The sequence below is a fragment of the Moritella marina ATCC 15381 genome (assembly GCF_008931805.1).
In the GTDB taxonomy this organism is placed as follows: domain Bacteria; phylum Pseudomonadota; class Gammaproteobacteria; order Enterobacterales; family Moritellaceae; genus Moritella; species Moritella marina.
In genome coordinates, this window is sequence record NZ_CP044399.1 from 471,707 (window position 1) to 489,458 (window position 17,752).

15 protein-coding genes are annotated in these 17,752 nt (G+C 41.9%); 8 read left to right on the forward strand and 7 right to left on the reverse strand.

Annotated features, from left to right (window positions below; translation table 11 throughout):
- Positions 1–8 precede the first annotated feature (8 nt).
- On the reverse strand, positions 9–1,175 hold the full coding sequence (locus tag FR932_RS02290; RefSeq protein ID WP_019441975.1) for an MFS transporter: 1,167 nt from the start codon (positions 1,173–1,175) through the stop codon (positions 9–11).
- A gap of 108 nt (positions 1,176–1,283) precedes the next feature.
- Between FR932_RS02290 and FR932_RS02295 the strand changes: the two genes are divergently transcribed.
- Together FR932_RS02295 and FR932_RS02300 are read left to right on the forward strand one after the other, a co-directional pair.
- Entirely contained in the window at positions 1,284–2,207 is a 924-nt protein-coding gene (locus FR932_RS02295) for a LysR family transcriptional regulator (RefSeq protein WP_019441976.1), read from the forward strand.
- Between the two features lie 254 nt (positions 2,208–2,461).
- Complete coding sequence (locus FR932_RS02300; protein WP_019441977.1) at positions 2,462–5,134, forward strand: nitrate reductase; 2,673 nt, start codon at positions 2,462–2,464, stop codon at positions 5,132–5,134.
- A gap of 54 nt (positions 5,135–5,188) precedes the next feature.
- On the opposite strand, the gene trhA is transcribed toward FR932_RS02300, so the two are convergent.
- Positions 5,189–5,893: a PAQR family membrane homeostasis protein TrhA gene (gene trhA / locus FR932_RS02305; protein WP_019441978.1), complete on the reverse strand. Its 705-nt coding sequence runs from the start codon at positions 5,891–5,893 to the stop codon at positions 5,189–5,191.
- A gap of 242 nt (positions 5,894–6,135) precedes the next feature.
- Here trhA and FR932_RS02310 point away from each other — a divergent pair, with 242 nt between their 5' ends.
- The 6 genes from FR932_RS02310 to FR932_RS02335 all read left to right on the forward strand — a co-directional run bounded on the left by FR932_RS02310 (position 6,136) and on the right by FR932_RS02335 (position 12,004).
- Entirely contained in the window at positions 6,136–7,092 is a 957-nt protein-coding gene (locus FR932_RS02310) for a hypothetical protein (protein WP_019441979.1), read from the forward strand.
- Positions 7,093–7,228: 136 nt separating this feature from the next.
- Positions 7,229–7,867: an elongation factor P hydroxylase gene (locus FR932_RS02315; protein ID WP_019441980.1), complete on the forward strand. Its 639-nt coding sequence runs from the start codon at positions 7,229–7,231 to the stop codon at positions 7,865–7,867.
- Positions 7,848–8,981, forward strand: a complete 1,134-nt coding sequence (locus FR932_RS02320; RefSeq protein ID WP_019441981.1) for an ATP-NAD kinase family protein — start codon at positions 7,848–7,850, stop codon at positions 8,979–8,981. Before FR932_RS02315 ends, FR932_RS02320 begins: the two co-directional genes overlap by 20 nt.
- Positions 8,982–8,984: 3 nt before the next feature.
- Positions 8,985–9,254: a YfcL family protein gene (locus tag FR932_RS02325; protein ID WP_019441982.1), complete on the forward strand. Its 270-nt coding sequence runs from the start codon at positions 8,985–8,987 to the stop codon at positions 9,252–9,254.
- 536 nt (positions 9,255–9,790) lie between these two features.
- Positions 9,791–10,780, forward strand: coding sequence for an esterase/lipase family protein (locus FR932_RS02330; RefSeq protein ID WP_019441983.1), 990 nt, complete (start codon positions 9,791–9,793; stop codon positions 10,778–10,780).
- Positions 10,781–10,897: 117 nt separating this feature from the next.
- Positions 10,898–12,004, forward strand: coding sequence for a lipase secretion chaperone (locus FR932_RS02335; RefSeq protein WP_019441984.1), 1,107 nt, complete (start codon positions 10,898–10,900; stop codon positions 12,002–12,004).
- Here the strand turns inward: FR932_RS02335 and glgX are convergent.
- The 5 genes from glgX to FR932_RS02360 all read right to left on the reverse strand — a co-directional run bounded on the left by glgX (position 11,978) and on the right by FR932_RS02360 (position 17,752).
- Positions 11,978–14,020 carry a glycogen debranching protein GlgX gene (gene glgX / locus FR932_RS02340; protein WP_081588322.1) on the reverse strand — a complete coding sequence of 681 codons (2,043 nt, stop codon included), beginning with the start codon at positions 14,018–14,020 and terminating at the stop codon, positions 11,978–11,980. The genes FR932_RS02335 and glgX overlap by 27 nt on opposite strands.
- 234 nt (positions 14,021–14,254) lie before the next feature.
- Positions 14,255–14,821, reverse strand: a complete 567-nt coding sequence (locus FR932_RS02345; RefSeq protein WP_019441986.1) for an EF-hand domain-containing protein — start codon at positions 14,819–14,821, stop codon at positions 14,255–14,257.
- A 163-nt stretch (positions 14,822–14,984) separates the two neighbouring features.
- Positions 14,985–15,656, reverse strand: coding sequence for a response regulator (locus FR932_RS02350; RefSeq protein ID WP_019441987.1), 672 nt, complete (start codon positions 15,654–15,656; stop codon positions 14,985–14,987).
- Between the two features lie 3 nt (positions 15,657–15,659).
- Entirely contained in the window at positions 15,660–17,075 is a 1,416-nt protein-coding gene (locus FR932_RS02355) for an ATP-binding protein (protein ID WP_019441988.1), read from the reverse strand.
- A 149-nt stretch (positions 17,076–17,224) separates the two neighbouring features.
- Positions 17,225–17,752 (reverse strand): hypothetical protein, encoded by a 528-nt coding sequence (locus FR932_RS02360; RefSeq protein ID WP_019441989.1) that lies wholly within the window; start codon positions 17,750–17,752, stop codon positions 17,225–17,227.

The window sequence follows — 17,752 nt, forward strand, 5'->3', positions numbered from 1 at the left end:
ACCTTATTTTAGCCGTTTAATGGGGATTTGTTTGCTTTCACGATGAACAGTAAGCCAATCATGGGGACGATGATGGCAGCGTAAGGGATCATGCTCGCGCCCATACTGCTATCAAGTACGATACCGCCAAGGATGCCGCCGAATGCGTTGGCCAAATTGAATGCCGAGATATTTGCTGTGGCCGCTAATTCTTGACCTTCGCCACCGTGATTCATGACTCGAAGTTGCATTGCAGGTACATTGGCAAACGATGCGATGCCGAAGATAAATGCGGCGATGACAAAAAGAATTTTGTTATCAATAACTAGACCGACCAATACTAAGGAAAGGATCATGGCCACAGCCCAGAATAATGATGCTTTGTTGAGGTTTTTGTCTGCTGAACGGCTACCTATGGTGTTACCTATGATGAGACCAAGACCGACAATCACTAAGATCCAAGTCACCGCATCTTCGCCATAACCAGTGATGTGCATCGCGATAGGCGCAATATATCCATATAGCGTCATGAAACCAGACCATGCAAAAGCCATGATTGCTAGACTCAGTAATAACATCGGATTTTTGAATGCCATAAGCTGGGCTTTAATATTCTTAGCTTCGCCATGACCCGTTGATTTGATTGACATGAGAATGAAAACCATGGCCACTGCACCGAATGCAGCAACGGTCAGAAACGTGTTTTGCCAGCCGAACTGTAGGCTGATCCAAGTACCAGCAGGTACACCGAGTACATTGGCCAAGGTTAGACCTGCGAACATTTGACCGACGGCACGACCAGCCATTTTTTCTGATACCAGATTCGTCGCGACAACCGCGCCAATGCCATAAAATGGGCCTTGTACTAGTCCCGCAATGACACGGCTAACTAATAATAATTCGTAGGTTGGTGCTAAAGCGGATAGTATATTACCGAGAATAAACAGCAGCATTAAACCCGTCAGTACCGCTTTTTTATTAAAACGGGCTAAATATATCGTTAAAATCGGACCGCCAATGACGATGGCTAACGCATAGGCACTGATTAAGTAACCAGCCTGACCTTCTGTAATAGACAGCGATATAGCTATTTGCGGCAGAATACCGGCGATAACAAACTCGGCGGTGCCAATCGCAAATGCGGCAAGTGTTAGTATCCAAACTTGGAAAGGCATTGTTTCTTTTTCGATCATCATGGTTATCTCTGTTTATAATATGCTGACTATTATATTCATTCGATTTATTTTGATAATTGAGTAAAATATGAAATCATTATTCGGATAAAATGAACAATAGGAGAGGGTATGGATAAATTTTCTGATATGGCCATGTTTGTTAGTATTGTGAAACATCAAGGTTTGGCCGCAGCTGGGCGTGACATGGGGCTCTCTCCCGCGACAATGACCGCAAGACTACAAGCATTAGAAGAAAGATATGCGGTGAAGTTATTGAATCGAACAACGCGGCATATTGCATTAACGGATGCTGGCGAGCTTTATTATCAGGCGGCGATGGAAATAATAGCCAGTGTCAATGAGACTGAGAACCGCTTACAAAATGTGGTTGAACAAGTGAAAGGTTCGCTCAAAATCTCGGCGCCAAAGGATATAGGTAAGCAATATATTTTGCCGATATTATCTGAGTTCTCTAAACGCTACCCTGATGTCGTGCCTTATTTATACCTCAATGATCGGATATCAAATATTGCTGAATCGGGGATTGATATCGTTATTCGTTATGGTGAACTGGCTGATAGTAGTCTTATATCAAGGCCGTTATCATCAAGTTGGCGAGTATTGTGCGCATCACCGGAATATTTAGCCAAGCGTGGTGTGCCGCTAACACCAGAAGCGTTAGTTGAGCATGATTGCTTGGTGATGTTGCGTGGTAACGAAGAGTTAAAGACTTGGCATTTCCAACAGCAAGAACATAAAACCACCATGACAGTGGCAGCAAAACGACTTTCTGATGATGGTGAAGTTATTAGGCAGTGGGCATTAGCTGGGGCTGGGATAGCACTAAAATCAATTGTGGATGTGCAAGACGATATTAATAGTGGGCGCCTTGTTACTGTGCTTGATGGTTATATGAAGAATTTTAATACCTCAAGGTCGGTATCAAGTGCTGATTTAAATGTGATTTATACCAGCAAGCAGTATCAGCCCAAACGCATTCGCTTGTTTCTGGATTTTTTGTTTGAGAGATTCAACGATATGACTCAACAATAAAGTTAAGCCGATAAATATATTGGTGATGATAATGAGGTGCACCAATACGGTGCACTTTATTATTTTAGCACTGTTTTAGTACTATTCTTGCGCTTAAAGCCTTTCTATTTTGGCAATAAAGTCATTCGCTACCCTTGCATCCGACTATCTAACCTTATTTTCCTGTGATTTTCAATTTGTTCTCTCTAAACGTTAGACTTGGCTGGTTTTTTGCTTTATTCCTTGGTAAGAACATGCGTAACCAAGGATGATATATGCAGAAATTAAAGCAGCAACCCAAGTGGGTTAAAACAACATGTCCTTATTGTGGTACCGGTTGTGGTGTCGAAGCGCAAGTAAACCAAGACAATTCAGTGACGATCCGTGGTGATGAATCACACCCGACCAATTTAGGTAATCTTTGCTCAAAAGGATTAACGCTAGCCGATACCTTAGTCCCAGAAGGACGTCTTAGCGAATGTTATATTCGTGGCCAAGCGCAGAGTATGGAAACCACCTTAAGCTATGTCGCTTCTTCATTTAATAAAGTCATCGCTGAACATGGCCCGGACGCCGTTGCCTTTTATGTATCAGGGCAGTTACTTACCGAAGACTATTATATTGCTAATAAATTGATGAAAGGGTTTATTGGCAGCAGTAATATCGACTCGAACTCACGCTTGTGTATGTCTTCTGCCGTTGTTGCGCATAAGCGTGCCTTTGGTGAAGATGCAGTTCCCGCTTGCTATGGTGATATTGAAGCTGCCGAGCATATCTGTTTAGTCGGTTCGAATTTAGCTTGGTGTCATCCTATTTTATTCCGCCGTATTAAACAGGCGAAAATGGCCAACCCGAATTTAAAAATTACCGTGATTGATCCACGTCGAACTGATACCTGTGATATTACCGATCTACATTTAGCCATTCGCCCGGGTACGGATGTGGCGCTGTATAATGGACTGTTGGAGTTTCTGGACCAAGAAAATGCTTGTGATCTTACCTATATTGCCGAGCATACGGAAGGATTTGAAGAGGCACTCAAATCAGCTTACCAATCAACACCAAGTTGGGAGGAGTTAGCCGCATTTTGTAACCTTGAACTCGATACCATGTTGGCTTTTTTCCGTCGTTTTACCGATATCGATAAGACCCTCACCTTATTTAGCCAAGGGGTAAACCAGTCAACCAGTGGCACCAACAAAGTAAACGCGATAATTAACTGTCACTTAGCCACAGGCCGTGTGGGTAAACCGGGGGCAAGTCCATTTTCTGTGACCGGTCAACCAAATGCCATGGGGGGCCGCGAAGTGGGTGGTCTTGCAAGCATGCTAGCGGCGCACATGGACTTTACGCCTGAGAGTCATGCTCTGGTGAGTGAGTTCTGGCATACCGATAAATTGGCCACAAAAAACGGTGCTAAAGCGATCGACATGTTTGATCAAGTGCATCAAGGTAAGATTAAAGCGATTTGGATCATGGGCACGAATCCGGTGGTGAGTTTGCCAGATTCAGACAAAATACAGCAAGCGTTATTAAATTGTCCGCTGGTGGTGGTGTCTGACTGCATTGCCAAGTCAGATACCATTGCGTGCGCTGATGTACTACTACCAGCTCAAGGCTGGGGGGAAAAAACCGGTACAGTAACCAATTCAGAACGTTGTATATCACGTCAACGTGGTTTTCTACCGAGTGTTGGTGAGGCAAAAGCGGATTGGTGGTTATTAGCAGAAGTCGCCAAACGCATGGGCTTTACCAAAGACTTTAGTTTTGAGTCAGAGGCTGATGTGTTTGCTGAATATGCACAAATGACTGGCTTTAAACAAGATGCTTTGCCAAGGGGTTTAGATATTGCGGTATTGGCTGATCAAGATTATGACCAGCATAAACCGATGCAGTGGCCGATAAAAGGCAACAAGTCACAAGCGCGATTATTCACCGATGGGCATTTTTCGACGCCGTCAGGTAAAGCTAACTTTATTGCGCTTTACCACAAATCAGCAGCAAGTTCAGTCTGCCAAGATTATCCGATGATCTTAAATACCGGTCGTAATCGAGATCAGTGGCATAGTATGAGTCGTACTGGTTTAGCCACCAAGCTTAATGGCCATATGCCTGAGCCGTTATTGTCGATTAACCCGCAAGACTTAACAGAACGTGGGATTACCGATGGCAGCTTGGTTGCAGTTGAAAGTTTACAAGGTAAGTTATTAGTACGTGCGCATGCGACTGTGAGTCAAAACCCAGGTGAGTTATTTTTACCTATTCACTGGAGTCGTCAAAATGCCAGTGCCGGGGCTATATCCAGCTTAGTCGCAGGGCATACAGATCCATTATCGGGGCAGCCAGAAAACAAATATACGCCAGTGAGTGTCAGTGCATGGTCACATGCATCGCGTGCAGCACTATGGAGTCAACGTCGTCTGCAAGTGGCTAAAATATTGCCTATGGTGGATTACTGGATTGAGCGTCGTTTAGAACAGGGGTTTTTATATTATCTTGCCAGTGTTGCAGAGCCAGCTGAATTCTTCCAACAATTAAAACTCGCTCTACATAACAGCTATATGACTAAGCAAGTTGATTACGAGAATGTGGCAGAGCAGAAATACCGTTTTGCCATGAGTTTTCAAGAAAACCTTGATATTAGTTTAATGGTGACGCCTGCTAGCGATGTGGATGATGATTCTTGGTTAGCTAGTTTAACCTTGTTAATGCCTGATGTTGGTTTACGTGCCACGTTAAAAGGCGAAGCGAAAACACCGCCAAGTCGTATGGTATGTGCTTGTCATCAAGTGACAGAATACGACATTATTGAAGCTGTGAAAGCAGGTGCTGATACGGTGGCTGCTGTGGGTGGCTGCAGTAAAGCGGGTACTGGGTGTGGCTCTTGTATACCTGAAATCAAGCGAGTCATGGCAAGTTGTAACATTGAAGTTTCGTTAGTGGATTAAGTACTATTAATTTAGGAAATAGGCATTAAGCATGACCGCTTAATGCCTATGGCTTTAGTGATTAGCTGGCAGAACATAAAGGTAAATAGTGACAAAATGACAAGCACTACCGAGTAATACGAAGATATGCCAGATAGCGTGGTTATACGGGATACGCTTATTGGCATAGAAAATGGCGCCAATTGAATAAGCAAGCCCGCCGGCAAACAACCAGTACAGCGCGCCAGTATCTAACTTACCTAATAACTCATCGCCTGCAAAGACAATTAACCAGCCCATAATAAGGTAGAAAAATAACGATATTTTTTTAAAGCGTTCAGCCCAATAGAGCTTGGCGATAATGCCAAAGATTGCCATTGACCAGACAATTGCAAAGATACTCCAACCGAGCGTACCGCGTAGTTCAATCAAGAGTAATGGCGTATAAGTCCCTGCTATCAGCAAGAAAATGGCACAGTGGTCGAGTGTTTTTAATTTCGCTTTTATCGCCGGATTCGTGGCGTAATGATAAGCGCTTGAGGCAAAAAACAATAAAAACATCGAAATGCCATAAATACTAAAGCTGGCAATGCGCCAAGGGTCAGCTTGTGCGATTGACGGTATTAATAGTGCGATTAGGGCGGCAATACTGAGTAAGGCACCAAGGAGATGCGACCAGGTGTTTGCTGCTTCTTCTTTTACACTATAGGGTGCGGTAACTGTATCTGCCGTTGCGATTATCGCTGTCGGACTTGTTATCGCTGTAGCACTTTGTGACATACATTATCCTATCATTAAGTTGTCTTACCAGTTAGGCGTACAAGTGTACGCTTAAAATATTTCAATTTAAAGTGAATATATCTATTGTATTGCTTTTTAGTATTAGGAAAGGGTTAAATTAGTAAAATTAAGTTTTATAATCAATACTATATAGTTAAAGTGCTATTTATACTTAAGTTACTTTTTATTGATAGCGTTGTTTCTGATTGATGGCGCTGTAGTACATATTGCAGAGGGTCGTAATGGCAGAATTTAGAGGGGTAGTTAAAAAAGTCATTTGGGGCTTATTGATTACTGGCATGATTGCAGTGATCGGCCATCTATATTGGTCAAGACCGCTGGATAATTACCCGGTACTTGATATAGAAATACAAAGCACCCTGCAAGACAGGGTACAAGAAAGCTCTGCGTTGGCACGGTTTAGCGGCCAAACATGGACGACGAATGACAGTGGTGATGGCGCTAATTTATATCAAATAGATGAACAAACAGGGCAAGTACTTAAGCAGGTACACATTGATGATGCTATCAGTTATGACTGGGAATCATTAGCGCAAGACGAAGGCAATATCTTTATCATGGATTGTGGAAATAATCATGGTACCCGGGATAGTCGCAGCATTATCAGTGTTGATACAGAGACGTTAATGCAAGCTGGTGATGGTGAGAGCATTGCAGCGGTTAATACCGCACGCTTTTCGATGGCAGATAAACCAGATACAGCATTAACCAGTTACATGCACGATTATGATTGCGAAGCCGCAACTGTAGTGGAACAGGAATTATGGGTATTAAGTAAAAACTGGAGCGATTTACACAGCCGTTTGTATCGAATGGACTTAGTCGATATTAATAACAGTGCAGCTAAGCACAGTGTTATAGAGGTCATTCCCGCACAAACTTTGAATGTCGATGGGTTGATCACGGCGGCAGATTATAATGCTGAAACCGCGCAATTGGTATTACTTGGATATGATAGTAACTTGGTTTACAAACACCCTTTTATTTGGGTTGTGCCGATTAACAACAATAACTTAAATTGGGATATGGCAAAGCGCTTTAATCTCTCTCTTTATGGACAGTGGGAGAGTATTATCTGGCAAGGTGATAATCAGTTGTTACTTACTGCAGAAGCGAGTTTCGGAACTGCTGCTCGTGTTGGAGTTGTGACGTTAACGTCATCAACAGTATTAGATTAATATCGCGTAAAGGAGTATTCTACTAGCGAAAATTACCGATTTGAGCGCGATATATTAGCGGACATACCACTACCATAGGGGTATAATCCTGCTCATTAAATAGTGCTCAGTAATTCCAAAATTAGCTAGGCGCAGTATGCAAGACGATTTAAAAGACTTATCAGCAAACAATTTATTAGTAAGCAACTCCTCAGTAAACGATGAGCTGCAGCATCAATATCAAGATTTAATTGCTGTTTTTAACCATACGTTTGCACGCGAATTTAATACCCAATTAGTCAAAGGTGATGATGAGCCGATTTACATGCCGGCGCATACTGACTTTGAACAATATGTTAGTTGTGAGCATCACCGTATTATTTTTGCCCATGGTTTTTTTGCCAGTGGTCTGCATGAAATTTCACATTGGTTAGTCGCGGGATTAGCGCGTCATCAATTAGTAGATTTTGGTTATTGGTATATTGCTGACGGGCGTAATGCGCAGCAGCAAGCAGAGTTTGAAAAAGTCGAGATTGTACCGCAGGCGATTGAATGGATTATTTGTGTTGCCACGGGATTTCAATTTCGCGTTAGTGCCGACAATTTAGCTGATATTGTGATTGACCGATTGGCTTTTCAACACAAGATCCACGATCAAGTACGTTTATATTTAGAAAACGGTTTATCAGCGAGAACGCAAGCGTTAGTGACAGCACTACAAGTATTTTATAATACTAAGCCGTTGGTATTAGAAGATTTTGATTATCGAGGTATGTATGAACGTGAAGCCGTTTAAGCTGGAGATTATTATTAACCCCGTTGCAGGTGTTGGTGGTAGTGTCGCGTTAAAAGGCAGTGATAATGTCGCTCAGCAAGCGCTTAGTTTAGGTGCTATACCGCAAGCCAATAATCGCATGTTACAAGCATTAGGTCAGTTTGCAGATCTTGCGCCGCGTTTCAGCATTGTAACTGCGGGTGGAGAAATGGGTGAGCGTTGCAGTTTAGAATTAGGCCTTAATGTGACGGTGGTGTATCGACCAGCGAATGACTCGACCACAGAGCAAGATACTTATGCTGCGGTTGAAGCATTATTAGCCCAAGATATAGATTTGTTATTGTTTGCTGGTGGTGATGGTACTGCGCGTAATATTTGTGCGACGATCAATGATGTCGTGCCAGTATTAGGCGTACCAGCAGGCTGCAAGATCCATTCAGGTGTTTATGGTGTCACGCCAAAAGCCGCTGGTTGTGTGGTTCGTCGGTTGATTTTAGGCGAACTGGTTACCTTAGCTGATGCTGATGTGATGGATATTGATGAAGTTGCATTTCGTCAAGGTACTGTAAAAGCGAAGCGTTATGGCGAAATGATGGTGCCGAGCGATTTACGTTATGTACAAAGCGTAAAAATGGGCGGTATTGAATCAGATGAGTTAGTACTTACAGATATAGCTGCTGATGTCATGGCAGATATGGAAGATGAATATTATATTATGGGGTCTGGGTCGACAGTGGCATTTGCCATGGCCGAATTAGGACTCGATAATACCTTATTAGGTGTTGATGTTGTCCATCAGCATGAATTGATTGCTGCAGACCAAACGGCAGCGCAATTAATCGCGTTGACACAAGATAAGCCGTGTAAATTAGTGATCACCTTAATCGGTGGTCAGGGGCATATTTTTGGTCGTGGTAATCAACAACTGTCGCCGCAGTTGATTAAACAAATCGGTAAAGAAAATATTATTGTGTTGGCAACCAAAACGAAGTTGTCGGCATTAGCAGGACGTCCCTTAATCGTAGACACGGGGGATGTTGAATTAGACCAAGCATTATCAGGTTTTATTCGAGTAACCACAGGTTATCGTGATTACATCATGTATCGTGTCGCCAACCCAGAATATGAGGATTAATCATTGTCTAAACCTACTTATCAAAGCAAGCTAATGGAAAAGCTTGATGGATTTGTAGAACAAGGAACGTCGGATCAACTATTTGCGGCCCAATATTTACACGGCCACGTTACTTTTGCTACGGCAAAGTGCGAAAATATAGGTAAAATTTATCCCCACGACATTAAATTTCAAGTCGTGCATAGCTTACGAGACGCTCTGGTTTCAAATGAGTTAACCCCTCAGAAACAAGCGCTGGTACTCGGCATGTGGGATGATATCAATAAACATTGATATTCGATTAAATGATTATGAACATTCAGCTATTTAATGCGTGTAATGACAAATTAAAGTGGCATATCATTTTAAACCAGTAATCTGATTACTGGTTTTTTTGTGTCTGTTATAAACCTAATGTCATGTCTTAGTATGATCTAAGTCTGATTATTATAAATATGTTTATAATAAGTTAAATTTATTTTAAACATACAAATAACTCTTAAATATAGCTTATTTACAACAGCTTATAGATTAATAGTAACTTCCCCATGTAATCACATTGTTGAATAGTAATTATTTAGATTTGAAGTTTAATGTTTATATTTCATTTAAATTTGATTTATTGAGTGGCTTTGTTACTTAAAATTAAATTTTTACGCTGCTTTTGGTCTTTAAAGCCATGCATATAACTGATGTCATTCATCTGGTTGTACCTGTTGTTTTTTTACGTTATAACTTTTCTGCACTCGAACGGGACAGGTTGTCATTATGGGTGCGCGACATTGCCGTCATAACTAAGTTGGCGATAACTTAACGATAAAGGATTAACTATGTTAAAAAAAACTCGGACTTTACTTCCTGTCTTAGCTGGAGCCTTGTGCTTCATGGTTACACCCGCTCAAGCGGATACCTCGGGTAAAACCAAATACCCTGTGGTATTAGTGCATGGCCTCGCTGGTTTTGACAGTGTACTCGCAGACTATTTTTATGGTGTGAAAGGGGCATTAGCAGATGTTGGTGCGACAGACGTGTATACGCCACAAGTCAGTGGTTATGATACCAGTGAAGTACGTGGCGAGCAGTTACTGAGCTATTTAGAGCAACTTAGTGCCGTCACGGGCGCTGAGAAGTTTAACTTAATTGGCCATTCGCAAGGTGGTATTGATTCTCGCTATGTGGCGTCAGTTCGACCTGAGCTGATCGCGTCGGTTACCTCTGTGGGGTCGCCGCATCGAGGTTCTGGTACTGCGGATGTTATTAAGGATTCGCCATTAGAAGGTCCAGCGATGGCGATTGGTAACGCGGTTGCCAGTTTACTCGCTGTTGCGACTGGTAATAATGATAATGCTGTTAATGCAATGGGATCATTAGAGGCGTTGAACTCTAAAGACGCAGCGATTTTTAATGCGAAATACCCTGAGGGTTTAAGGCAAGGAGAATGTAAAGCGACGCCAAGTTATAACGCCGGTTCTTGGTACTGGCCAAACTGGGTGTATGACTATTCAGTCAATGACGGTGAGCATAACGTTAACGGTGTATCGTATTACTCATGGGGCGGTACATATAATCCTGTATTCAATTCTAATGTACTTGATCTTGCTGATGGCTTATTAGCGGTAACGTATCTTACGATAGATGAAGAAAATGATGGGGTTGTTGGACGCTGTTCTACTCATTTAGGTAAAGTCATTCGTGATGATTACACCATGAACCACGCGGATGAAATTAATGGCATGTTCGGCTTACGTGGTTTAGGCAGTACGAGTCCTTTACCTTTATATTCGGCACACGCGAAGCGTTTAACAAGCGCTGGGCTGTAATACACTAATTTGAACATGGGGTAAGCACTGTGGATAAATGACAGTGCTTATTTGTTCACAGGACTTATTTTTTCAAGTACTTATTTATTTACCGAACCGCGTTCGATGGAGCCTGTCATGTCATTTAAATCAACACCGCTTATCATGGTTATTGGGTTATTCGTCGTCATTGCAGTTGTGGGGGGCACATTATTATCGTCAGACGATGAAGCAGCCATTTCAGTAAAATCAACATCGCCGATTTTATCGGAAATAGTCGTAAAGCAAACGAGCTATCCATTAGCGCCAGAAGCGATTAACGCCCTCGTTAATCGGGGGGATGACGGGCTTGTTGAGGATACCGAACGACAAGCTGTGCCGTTGTTATTACCTAGCTCCTTGTTAGGTGCTGTATTACCACTAACACTGGATGTGAATGAATTGGGTGAATTGGTTATTAACAAAAAAATTCAGCATTTATTTGATTTTTATCTGTCGGCAATGGGAGAAGAAAGTCTCGACATTATTGTTCTGCGTATAAAGCACAGCCTGACATCGCAGCTTACTGATCCTGCATTGACTCAAAGTATGGATATATTTTCGGGCTATCTACAATATTTAAATGAAGTGACTGTGATTAAGCAGCAATTTGAGCAAGGTGCTGATCCTGAAAATAGTGGTGAATATACCTTAGACAAGGTAATTGAAGTGCGTGACATGGTTCTCGATGCGCGCACTAATTATCTTGATGATGATGTTATTGCGGCTTTTTTCGGTCAAGCAGATGAGTACGAAGATTACATGTTAAGTTTGGCTAAGATTAATAAGGATACTGGATTAAATAGCGCTGAAAAACAGGTGGCGAAGGCAGCGTTAGATACAACTGCACCGGAGTGGTTATTGACGCAACAGCATAACGCGAATCAACTCAATGAATATCGAGATCAGTATCAAGCTTTAGAAGCGCAAGGCGCGAGTCAACGAGAACTACAAGATTTAACCCAACAATCATTTTCACCTGAAGTGGCAGATCGTTTAGCCGCACTGGAGGTTAAACGTGAACAGTGGCAGGTTAAGCTAGCTGAATATAGAGAAGAACTGGCTGTTATTAAGGATAACGCGGGCGATGAAAGCAGCGATAGTGAGCAACAACAGCTCGACATTGCCCAATTACGGGAGGCTTATTTTAGCCCCCAAGAAATTAAACGCGTCAGTGCTTTAGATGCTATCGATAGGGCGCGTTGACACCGCTTTCTTAGTAACAATAGCATCTGCGGCAACTTGATGACCCTTAACGGTATCATTAACACCACTGCGTTGTAATACCACCATCGAACGGCCTGCAAGTTGATAGTGATCGTTTACATTTAATGGCGCAAGGTGCATTGAACTCGTATCACAAACGCGATGCCAAATTGGCGGTACATCCGGTAATTTGAAATCGACAGGCGTATCTATTTGATTGAATAATAATAGTAGCTCGTCGCCATCAGTATTAAGCCCGAGATGTAGCCCTAAGCAATTTTGATGCTCCCAGTCATGTTGTTGCATTACTTCGCCATTGCTGCAGTACCAGCTAATACGGTGATTATTACGACCATCACCAGTAAATGCGTCAATGAATGGCAGCATGTATTGTTTACGCGCTGCGATCATCTTACTTAACCAGTCTTGGAATTCTTGTTTTAATTCGTCCATTTGCCAGTTTAGCCAGCTTATTGCATTATCCTGGCAGTAAGCATTATTGTTACCGCCTTGCGTATGCGACACGGTATCTGCAGCTAACAGATGCGGAATGCCAAAACTAAACAGTAAAGTTGTGATCAAATTACGTTTTTGCTTTTCACGAAAGGCGATTATTTCGACATTATCGGTGATGCCTTCAATACCACAATTATATGAGCGGTTATCACCATGACCATCGCGATTATTTTCACCATTAGCACAATTGTGCTTATCGTTGTAAGACACTAAATCTTGTAAGGTGAATCCGTCATGGTATGCAATATAATTGACGGGTAATTTATGCGGCCAGCGGCCACCACTAAAGAAGTGGCGCGAGCCCATAATACGGGTCGCAAAATCTTTTAAGTAGCCATGGTCACCACGCCAAAAGCTACGTACAGTATCACGGAATTTATCATTACATTCGTTCCAGCCATCGGGGAAATAACTTAATTGGTAGCCATCAGGACCAATATCCCAAGGTTCTGCAATAAGTTTTGTCGGCTGTAAAATAGGGTCTTGGGCAACGGCGTGAAAAAAAGGTGCTTGTTGGTTGAAGCGATCGCCGTTACGACCCAGCGTTGCGGCCAAATCAAAACGGAAACCGTCAATATGATATTCACTCACCCAATAACGTAAGCTGTCCATGACTAAATTAAGGCTGGCCTGGTGAGTTAAATCTAAGCTGTTACCACAACCTGTGTAGTTACGTAGGCCATTTTCATTGCGTAAATAATAACGCTTGTCGAGAGCTTTAAGATTGAATATAGGACCATCTTGGCCACCTTCTGCTGTATGGTTAAAGACCACATCTAAGATCACTTCGATACCATTTCGGTGCAGCTCGCGGATTGCGGTTTTTAACTCGGCTACCGCATCGATGGTTGCATAACGAGGATCTGGAGCCATGAAGGCGAGGGTACTATAACCCCAAAAATTGACGCCTTGTTGCTTTAATAAATGCGGTTCATGCATACACACGGCAACAGGTAACAGTTGTACACTGGTAATACCTTGTTCTTGTAATAATTTAATATTGGCTGGGTCTGCTAATGCTTGATAACTGCCTGGCGCAGCAGATGTTATCGCGGGGTTTAATTGGCTAAAACCTTTGGTGTGTGTCTCTAATAAAATGGTTTCAGCAAGTGGTACATCAGGAGGGGGAACATCTTGCCAATCAAATGTATTATCGGTAACGAGTGCTTTTGCCATATGCCAGCTTTTGTCGGCGCTGTAGGGCGGCTGATAATAAGGGGCTTTGCTTACTGCTTTTGCGTAAGGGTCAAGCAATAACCAGTCTTCACCCTCTATATAGCTTGAGAAACCATACTGCTGACCAGCGCTAATATCGCTGATGAAGATATGGTGAATACCCGCATATTTGTTTTCGATAGTAAAACTGCGTTGGGTTTTGCCATTAAATAATACCAGCTGCAAATTGGCACAGTCTGGTGCGTATATCGAAAAGTTACAGCCTTGTGGTTTTGAGCTGCTGGCAGATAGCAAGTTTGCTCCAAGGGGATAAGGTTTTGACATAAATCACTCACACTCTGTTTGTTAGCTGGGTCACATTTATTGGTTAACTTCATCTTATGTAATTCAGATAGTTAAAAGGAGCTTTGACACGAATAAACATGATCCAGTTAACACTAAAGTTATAATGTTTGGTTAAAAAGCAGCTGGTAAGGCAATAAAAATGCCTGTTAGTGATATGAAGTGACCCCATTAAGTTGGGCATTTTTTAGTGTGGCGTAATTGACATTTTTCTGTTTAACGTTTGTGATGTTGTGCTTTTATATCTTCTTTAGTGATATAACCATCACTGTTGGAATCTAGCTTATCAAAGTATTGGTTCATTTCTTCTTTGGAAATTTTACCATCACCATTGGTGTCCATTTTATTGAATATCATGCCTTTGTGGTTTCTACCTTTATGATGCTTACCTTTATTTTTCATATCGGCTTTAGTGATGAAGCCATCGTTGTTCGCATCAAATTTATCAAAGTTTTCGGCTAGACGGCCAGTGGCCTCATCTTTTGAGATCTTACCATCATTGTTGGTGTCCATTTCGTCGAATATCTTGCCTTTATGATGCTTACCTTTGTTGGGTAAATCTGCTTTGCTAATGAAACCGTCGTTGTCAGTATCGAATTTATCAAAATGCTCAGCTAAACGACCCGTTGCTTCTTCTTTTGATACTTGGCCATCTTGGTTGGTGTCCATTTGCTCAAAAGACACATGCTTACCTTGCTTGTTATCATTATCTGCATAAGCAAATGTCGTGGTTGTCATTGCTGTTAATAAGGCGGCGGTAATAAATAATGTTTTTTTCATCATGTACTCACTTATTGCTGGTTGTTAGTCTTAAACAAGGTTAACTCGCTGTGGGTTAACCTGTTGATGGAGTAACTATAAGCAACAAATGCGCAGGAATTATGGAGGAAATGTGGAGATTACGCACAATATTAAAAAAGATTAAAATAATGACAATGTTAAGTGATTACAGTGTAAAACGATAACCAACCCCGTAAATGGATTTGATGTATTCATTGTCAGGCGCCGCATCTTGTAATTTCTTACGTAAGTTCTTAATGTGACTATCGATGGTACGGTCGGTGACTAAGCGATGGTCGGCATAAATTTTTTGCATCAATTGGTCACGGTTAAAGACTTGACCTGAGTGCTGGTTAAAAAAGCTCAGTAGGCGAAATTCCGCGGGTGTTAGAGTGAGTTCATTACCATCAAATGTCGCTTTCATCTGCTCATCATTAATTCTGAGGCCATGCTGTGCTGTCACCTCGACGGTACGACGTAATACATTTTTGATTCGAGCGACCACTTCACGCGGGCTATATGGTTTGCAGATATAATCGTCAGCGCCGAGTTCAAGGCCTAATAAGCGATCGATTTCATCGACACGCGCAGTGGCCATTACCACGGGCACTTGGCTAAAGGTTCTCAATTCACGATAGATATCAAGGCCATCACGATTCGGTAGCATTAAATCTAGGATCAGTAGATCAGGGTTGTGTTTTTTTACCCAACCAATCACGTCTAGACCATTAGCAATGATGTGAGTTTGAAACCCCGCTTGTGCTAGGTATTCACATAAAACGATAGCCAGTGACGGCTCATCTTCAACCACGAGTATTGTTTTTGCTGATTGTGTCATGGGTTAATTATCCTTAATCGGAAGAGATATAGTTATTTTTAAGCCGCCAAGTTTAGAGTGCTGCGCACTGATATCGCCATGATGCATCTTGACGATGTTTTCACAAATCGACAAGCCTAAACCGGAGCCGCCATTAGCACGACTACGAGATTTATCGACCCGATATAAGCGGTCAAATAGTTTGGGTAAGGCGTCATCGGGCACGCCTGGCGCACTATCTTCAATCGTTAATACGATACAGTCTGGTGTCTGCTGCAGGTTAATATGTATTTGCCCATTGGGGTTGGTATAGCGGTAACTGTTTTCAAACAAGTTACCAATTAACTGTGCGATTGATTTGGCATCTGCGTGCAATAGCGAGCATTGGTTATTATCGTATAGACGTTCTATCGCAATATGTTTATCCGCTAAACGCACCTCATTTTGGTTGGTAATATTACTGATTATATTCGTGATATCCACCTTGTGAGTCGTATCGATAAGTACACCACTGTCAGAGAGAGATAACGAATATAAGTCATCCACTAATCGGGTAAGGGTCATGACTTGATCGTGCAATGAGCTGATGTATTTAGGCTCAGGTTTGCGGATTCCATCTTCAATGGCTTCTATTTCACTGAGTAAAACTGCAATGGGTGTGCGCAATTCGTGAGATATATCCGATAACCATTGTTCCCGAGAATGCTTTTGGGTCTTGAGTGTGGTGGTCAGTAGATTAAAGGCGATCGATAATTCGGCCAATTCATCTTTACCACGCACATCAATTTGATAATCAAAGTTACCGTTTGATAATGATTTTGCCGCGCTATCTAGGTTTTTCAATGGTTTTAAAAAATGGCGTACTAATAAGGCGGCAACAATAAACGAAAATAAAGCTGCCCACGCGGCAATCCAATAAAAGTTATCTAGTTGTTGACGCAGAAAACGTTCAGCAAGGCGACCTTTAATACTTTCGCGTTGTATCACCGATAACCAACCGACGGTTCTGTTGTTGTTAATCACAGGGATCTTGGTTATTTGAATATTATTATGTAAACGACGTAAGTTCTTCGGGTTGCCGATAATCGATTTACCGCTTTTATTGAGTAAGTTTAAACGCGCTTCAAGGCGATTAAAGCTGGGCTTGTAGTTTTTTCGTTCGGGGTGATTTTTAGATGGACTCGGGTGCTCGCCAATATTTTGCAGTAACTGTGCCCACAACTTTGGCTCTCCCTGGATCCCTTTCCAGCCTTTTTGAGCTGAATAATAATCACTTATCCGCTCTGCTAGGGTTTCAATTTTTTCAATCTCACTTTGGTTTAAGTAACTTTGTAAGCCGTTTTGAAAGCTATTATTTATCAACAGTGCCATACCAGCCATCATTATTAAGCTAATAAACATCAGGGAGATAAACAATTTATGGAAAATGGTTAAACGCATTTAAGTGACCTTTGAAGGAGTAATCGAGTTTATTATATGCGTTAGTGGTTGATTGTGGAAAGTAAAAAGTGAGTATCCTCAGCTGTTCATTTTAACAATGAATAAAGCCCATACAAAGATGGGCTTTAAGTTAATGTCGATGAAATTCGTTAATCAAGATTAAGTGTGATGGTATTACCGCTGAGAAGAACCTCACTGTAACGGGTTGTCGCATCTTGCAATGATACAACTTCGGCAAGCAGTTTTTGTTGTTGGTTTAAAACATAAATCTGCCCTGAATAACTGCAAGTATCAGAGTTTATTTGCATTACTTTACCCTTGGGATCAGGAATAAATGTAGGAGCTGAAGAGGCATCGTAGTCTTTGTAAATATTAATATTACAGGGCTGAGCATTATTAGAGGTTATCTGTAATTGCATTGTTGTCGATGCGCGAAAATTTAGCGTACTTGGTGCAGTAACGTTGAGTAAACTATTGCCATTGCTTGCTGTGGGAATAAAGCTGTCTTCATTCTCAGTCAATACTTGTTTCGGCCCATCGATAGTTGTTGTTGTTGTTGCTGCCGGCGCCGGCGTATTTCCTACCGGCACGTTCCCTGATGGTGAGTCGCTACCACCACAGCCTGTCATCGAGATAGTCGCCACAGTACAGATAAGTAATTGTTGTTTATAATTCAT

Coding starts and splice junctions, on each gene's coding strand:
- FR932_RS02345 (WP_019441986.1), bottom strand. CDS start 14,821: ATGATGAAAAAAACATTATTTATTACCGCCGCCTTATTAACAGCAATG.
- FR932_RS02295 (WP_019441976.1), top strand. CDS start 1,284: ATGGATAAATTTTCTGATATGGCCATGTTTGTTAGTATTGTGAAACAT.
- FR932_RS02335 (WP_019441984.1), top strand. CDS start 10,898: ATGTCATTTAAATCAACACCGCTTATCATGGTTATTGGGTTATTCGTC.
- FR932_RS02360 (WP_019441989.1), bottom strand. CDS start 17,752: ATGAATTATAAACAACAATTACTTATCTGTACTGTGGCGACTATCTCG.
- FR932_RS02315 (WP_019441980.1), top strand. CDS start 7,229: ATGCAAGACGATTTAAAAGACTTATCAGCAAACAATTTATTAGTAAGC.
- trhA (WP_019441978.1), bottom strand. CDS start 5,893: ATGTCACAAAGTGCTACAGCGATAACAAGTCCGACAGCGATAATCGCA.
- FR932_RS02290 (WP_019441975.1), bottom strand. CDS start 1,175: ATGATGATCGAAAAAGAAACAATGCCTTTCCAAGTTTGGATACTAACA.
- FR932_RS02355 (WP_019441988.1), bottom strand. CDS start 17,075: ATGCGTTTAACCATTTTCCATAAATTGTTTATCTCCCTGATGTTTATT.
- FR932_RS02300 (WP_019441977.1), top strand. CDS start 2,462: ATGCAGAAATTAAAGCAGCAACCCAAGTGGGTTAAAACAACATGTCCT.
- FR932_RS02350 (WP_019441987.1), bottom strand. CDS start 15,656: ATGACACAATCAGCAAAAACAATACTCGTGGTTGAAGATGAGCCGTCA.
- FR932_RS02320 (WP_019441981.1), top strand. CDS start 7,848: ATGAACGTGAAGCCGTTTAAGCTGGAGATTATTATTAACCCCGTTGCA.
- FR932_RS02330 (WP_019441983.1), top strand. CDS start 9,791: ATGTTAAAAAAAACTCGGACTTTACTTCCTGTCTTAGCTGGAGCCTTG.
- FR932_RS02310 (WP_019441979.1), top strand. CDS start 6,136: ATGGCAGAATTTAGAGGGGTAGTTAAAAAAGTCATTTGGGGCTTATTG.
- glgX (WP_081588322.1), bottom strand. CDS start 14,020: ATGTCAAAACCTTATCCCCTTGGAGCAAACTTGCTATCTGCCAGCAGC.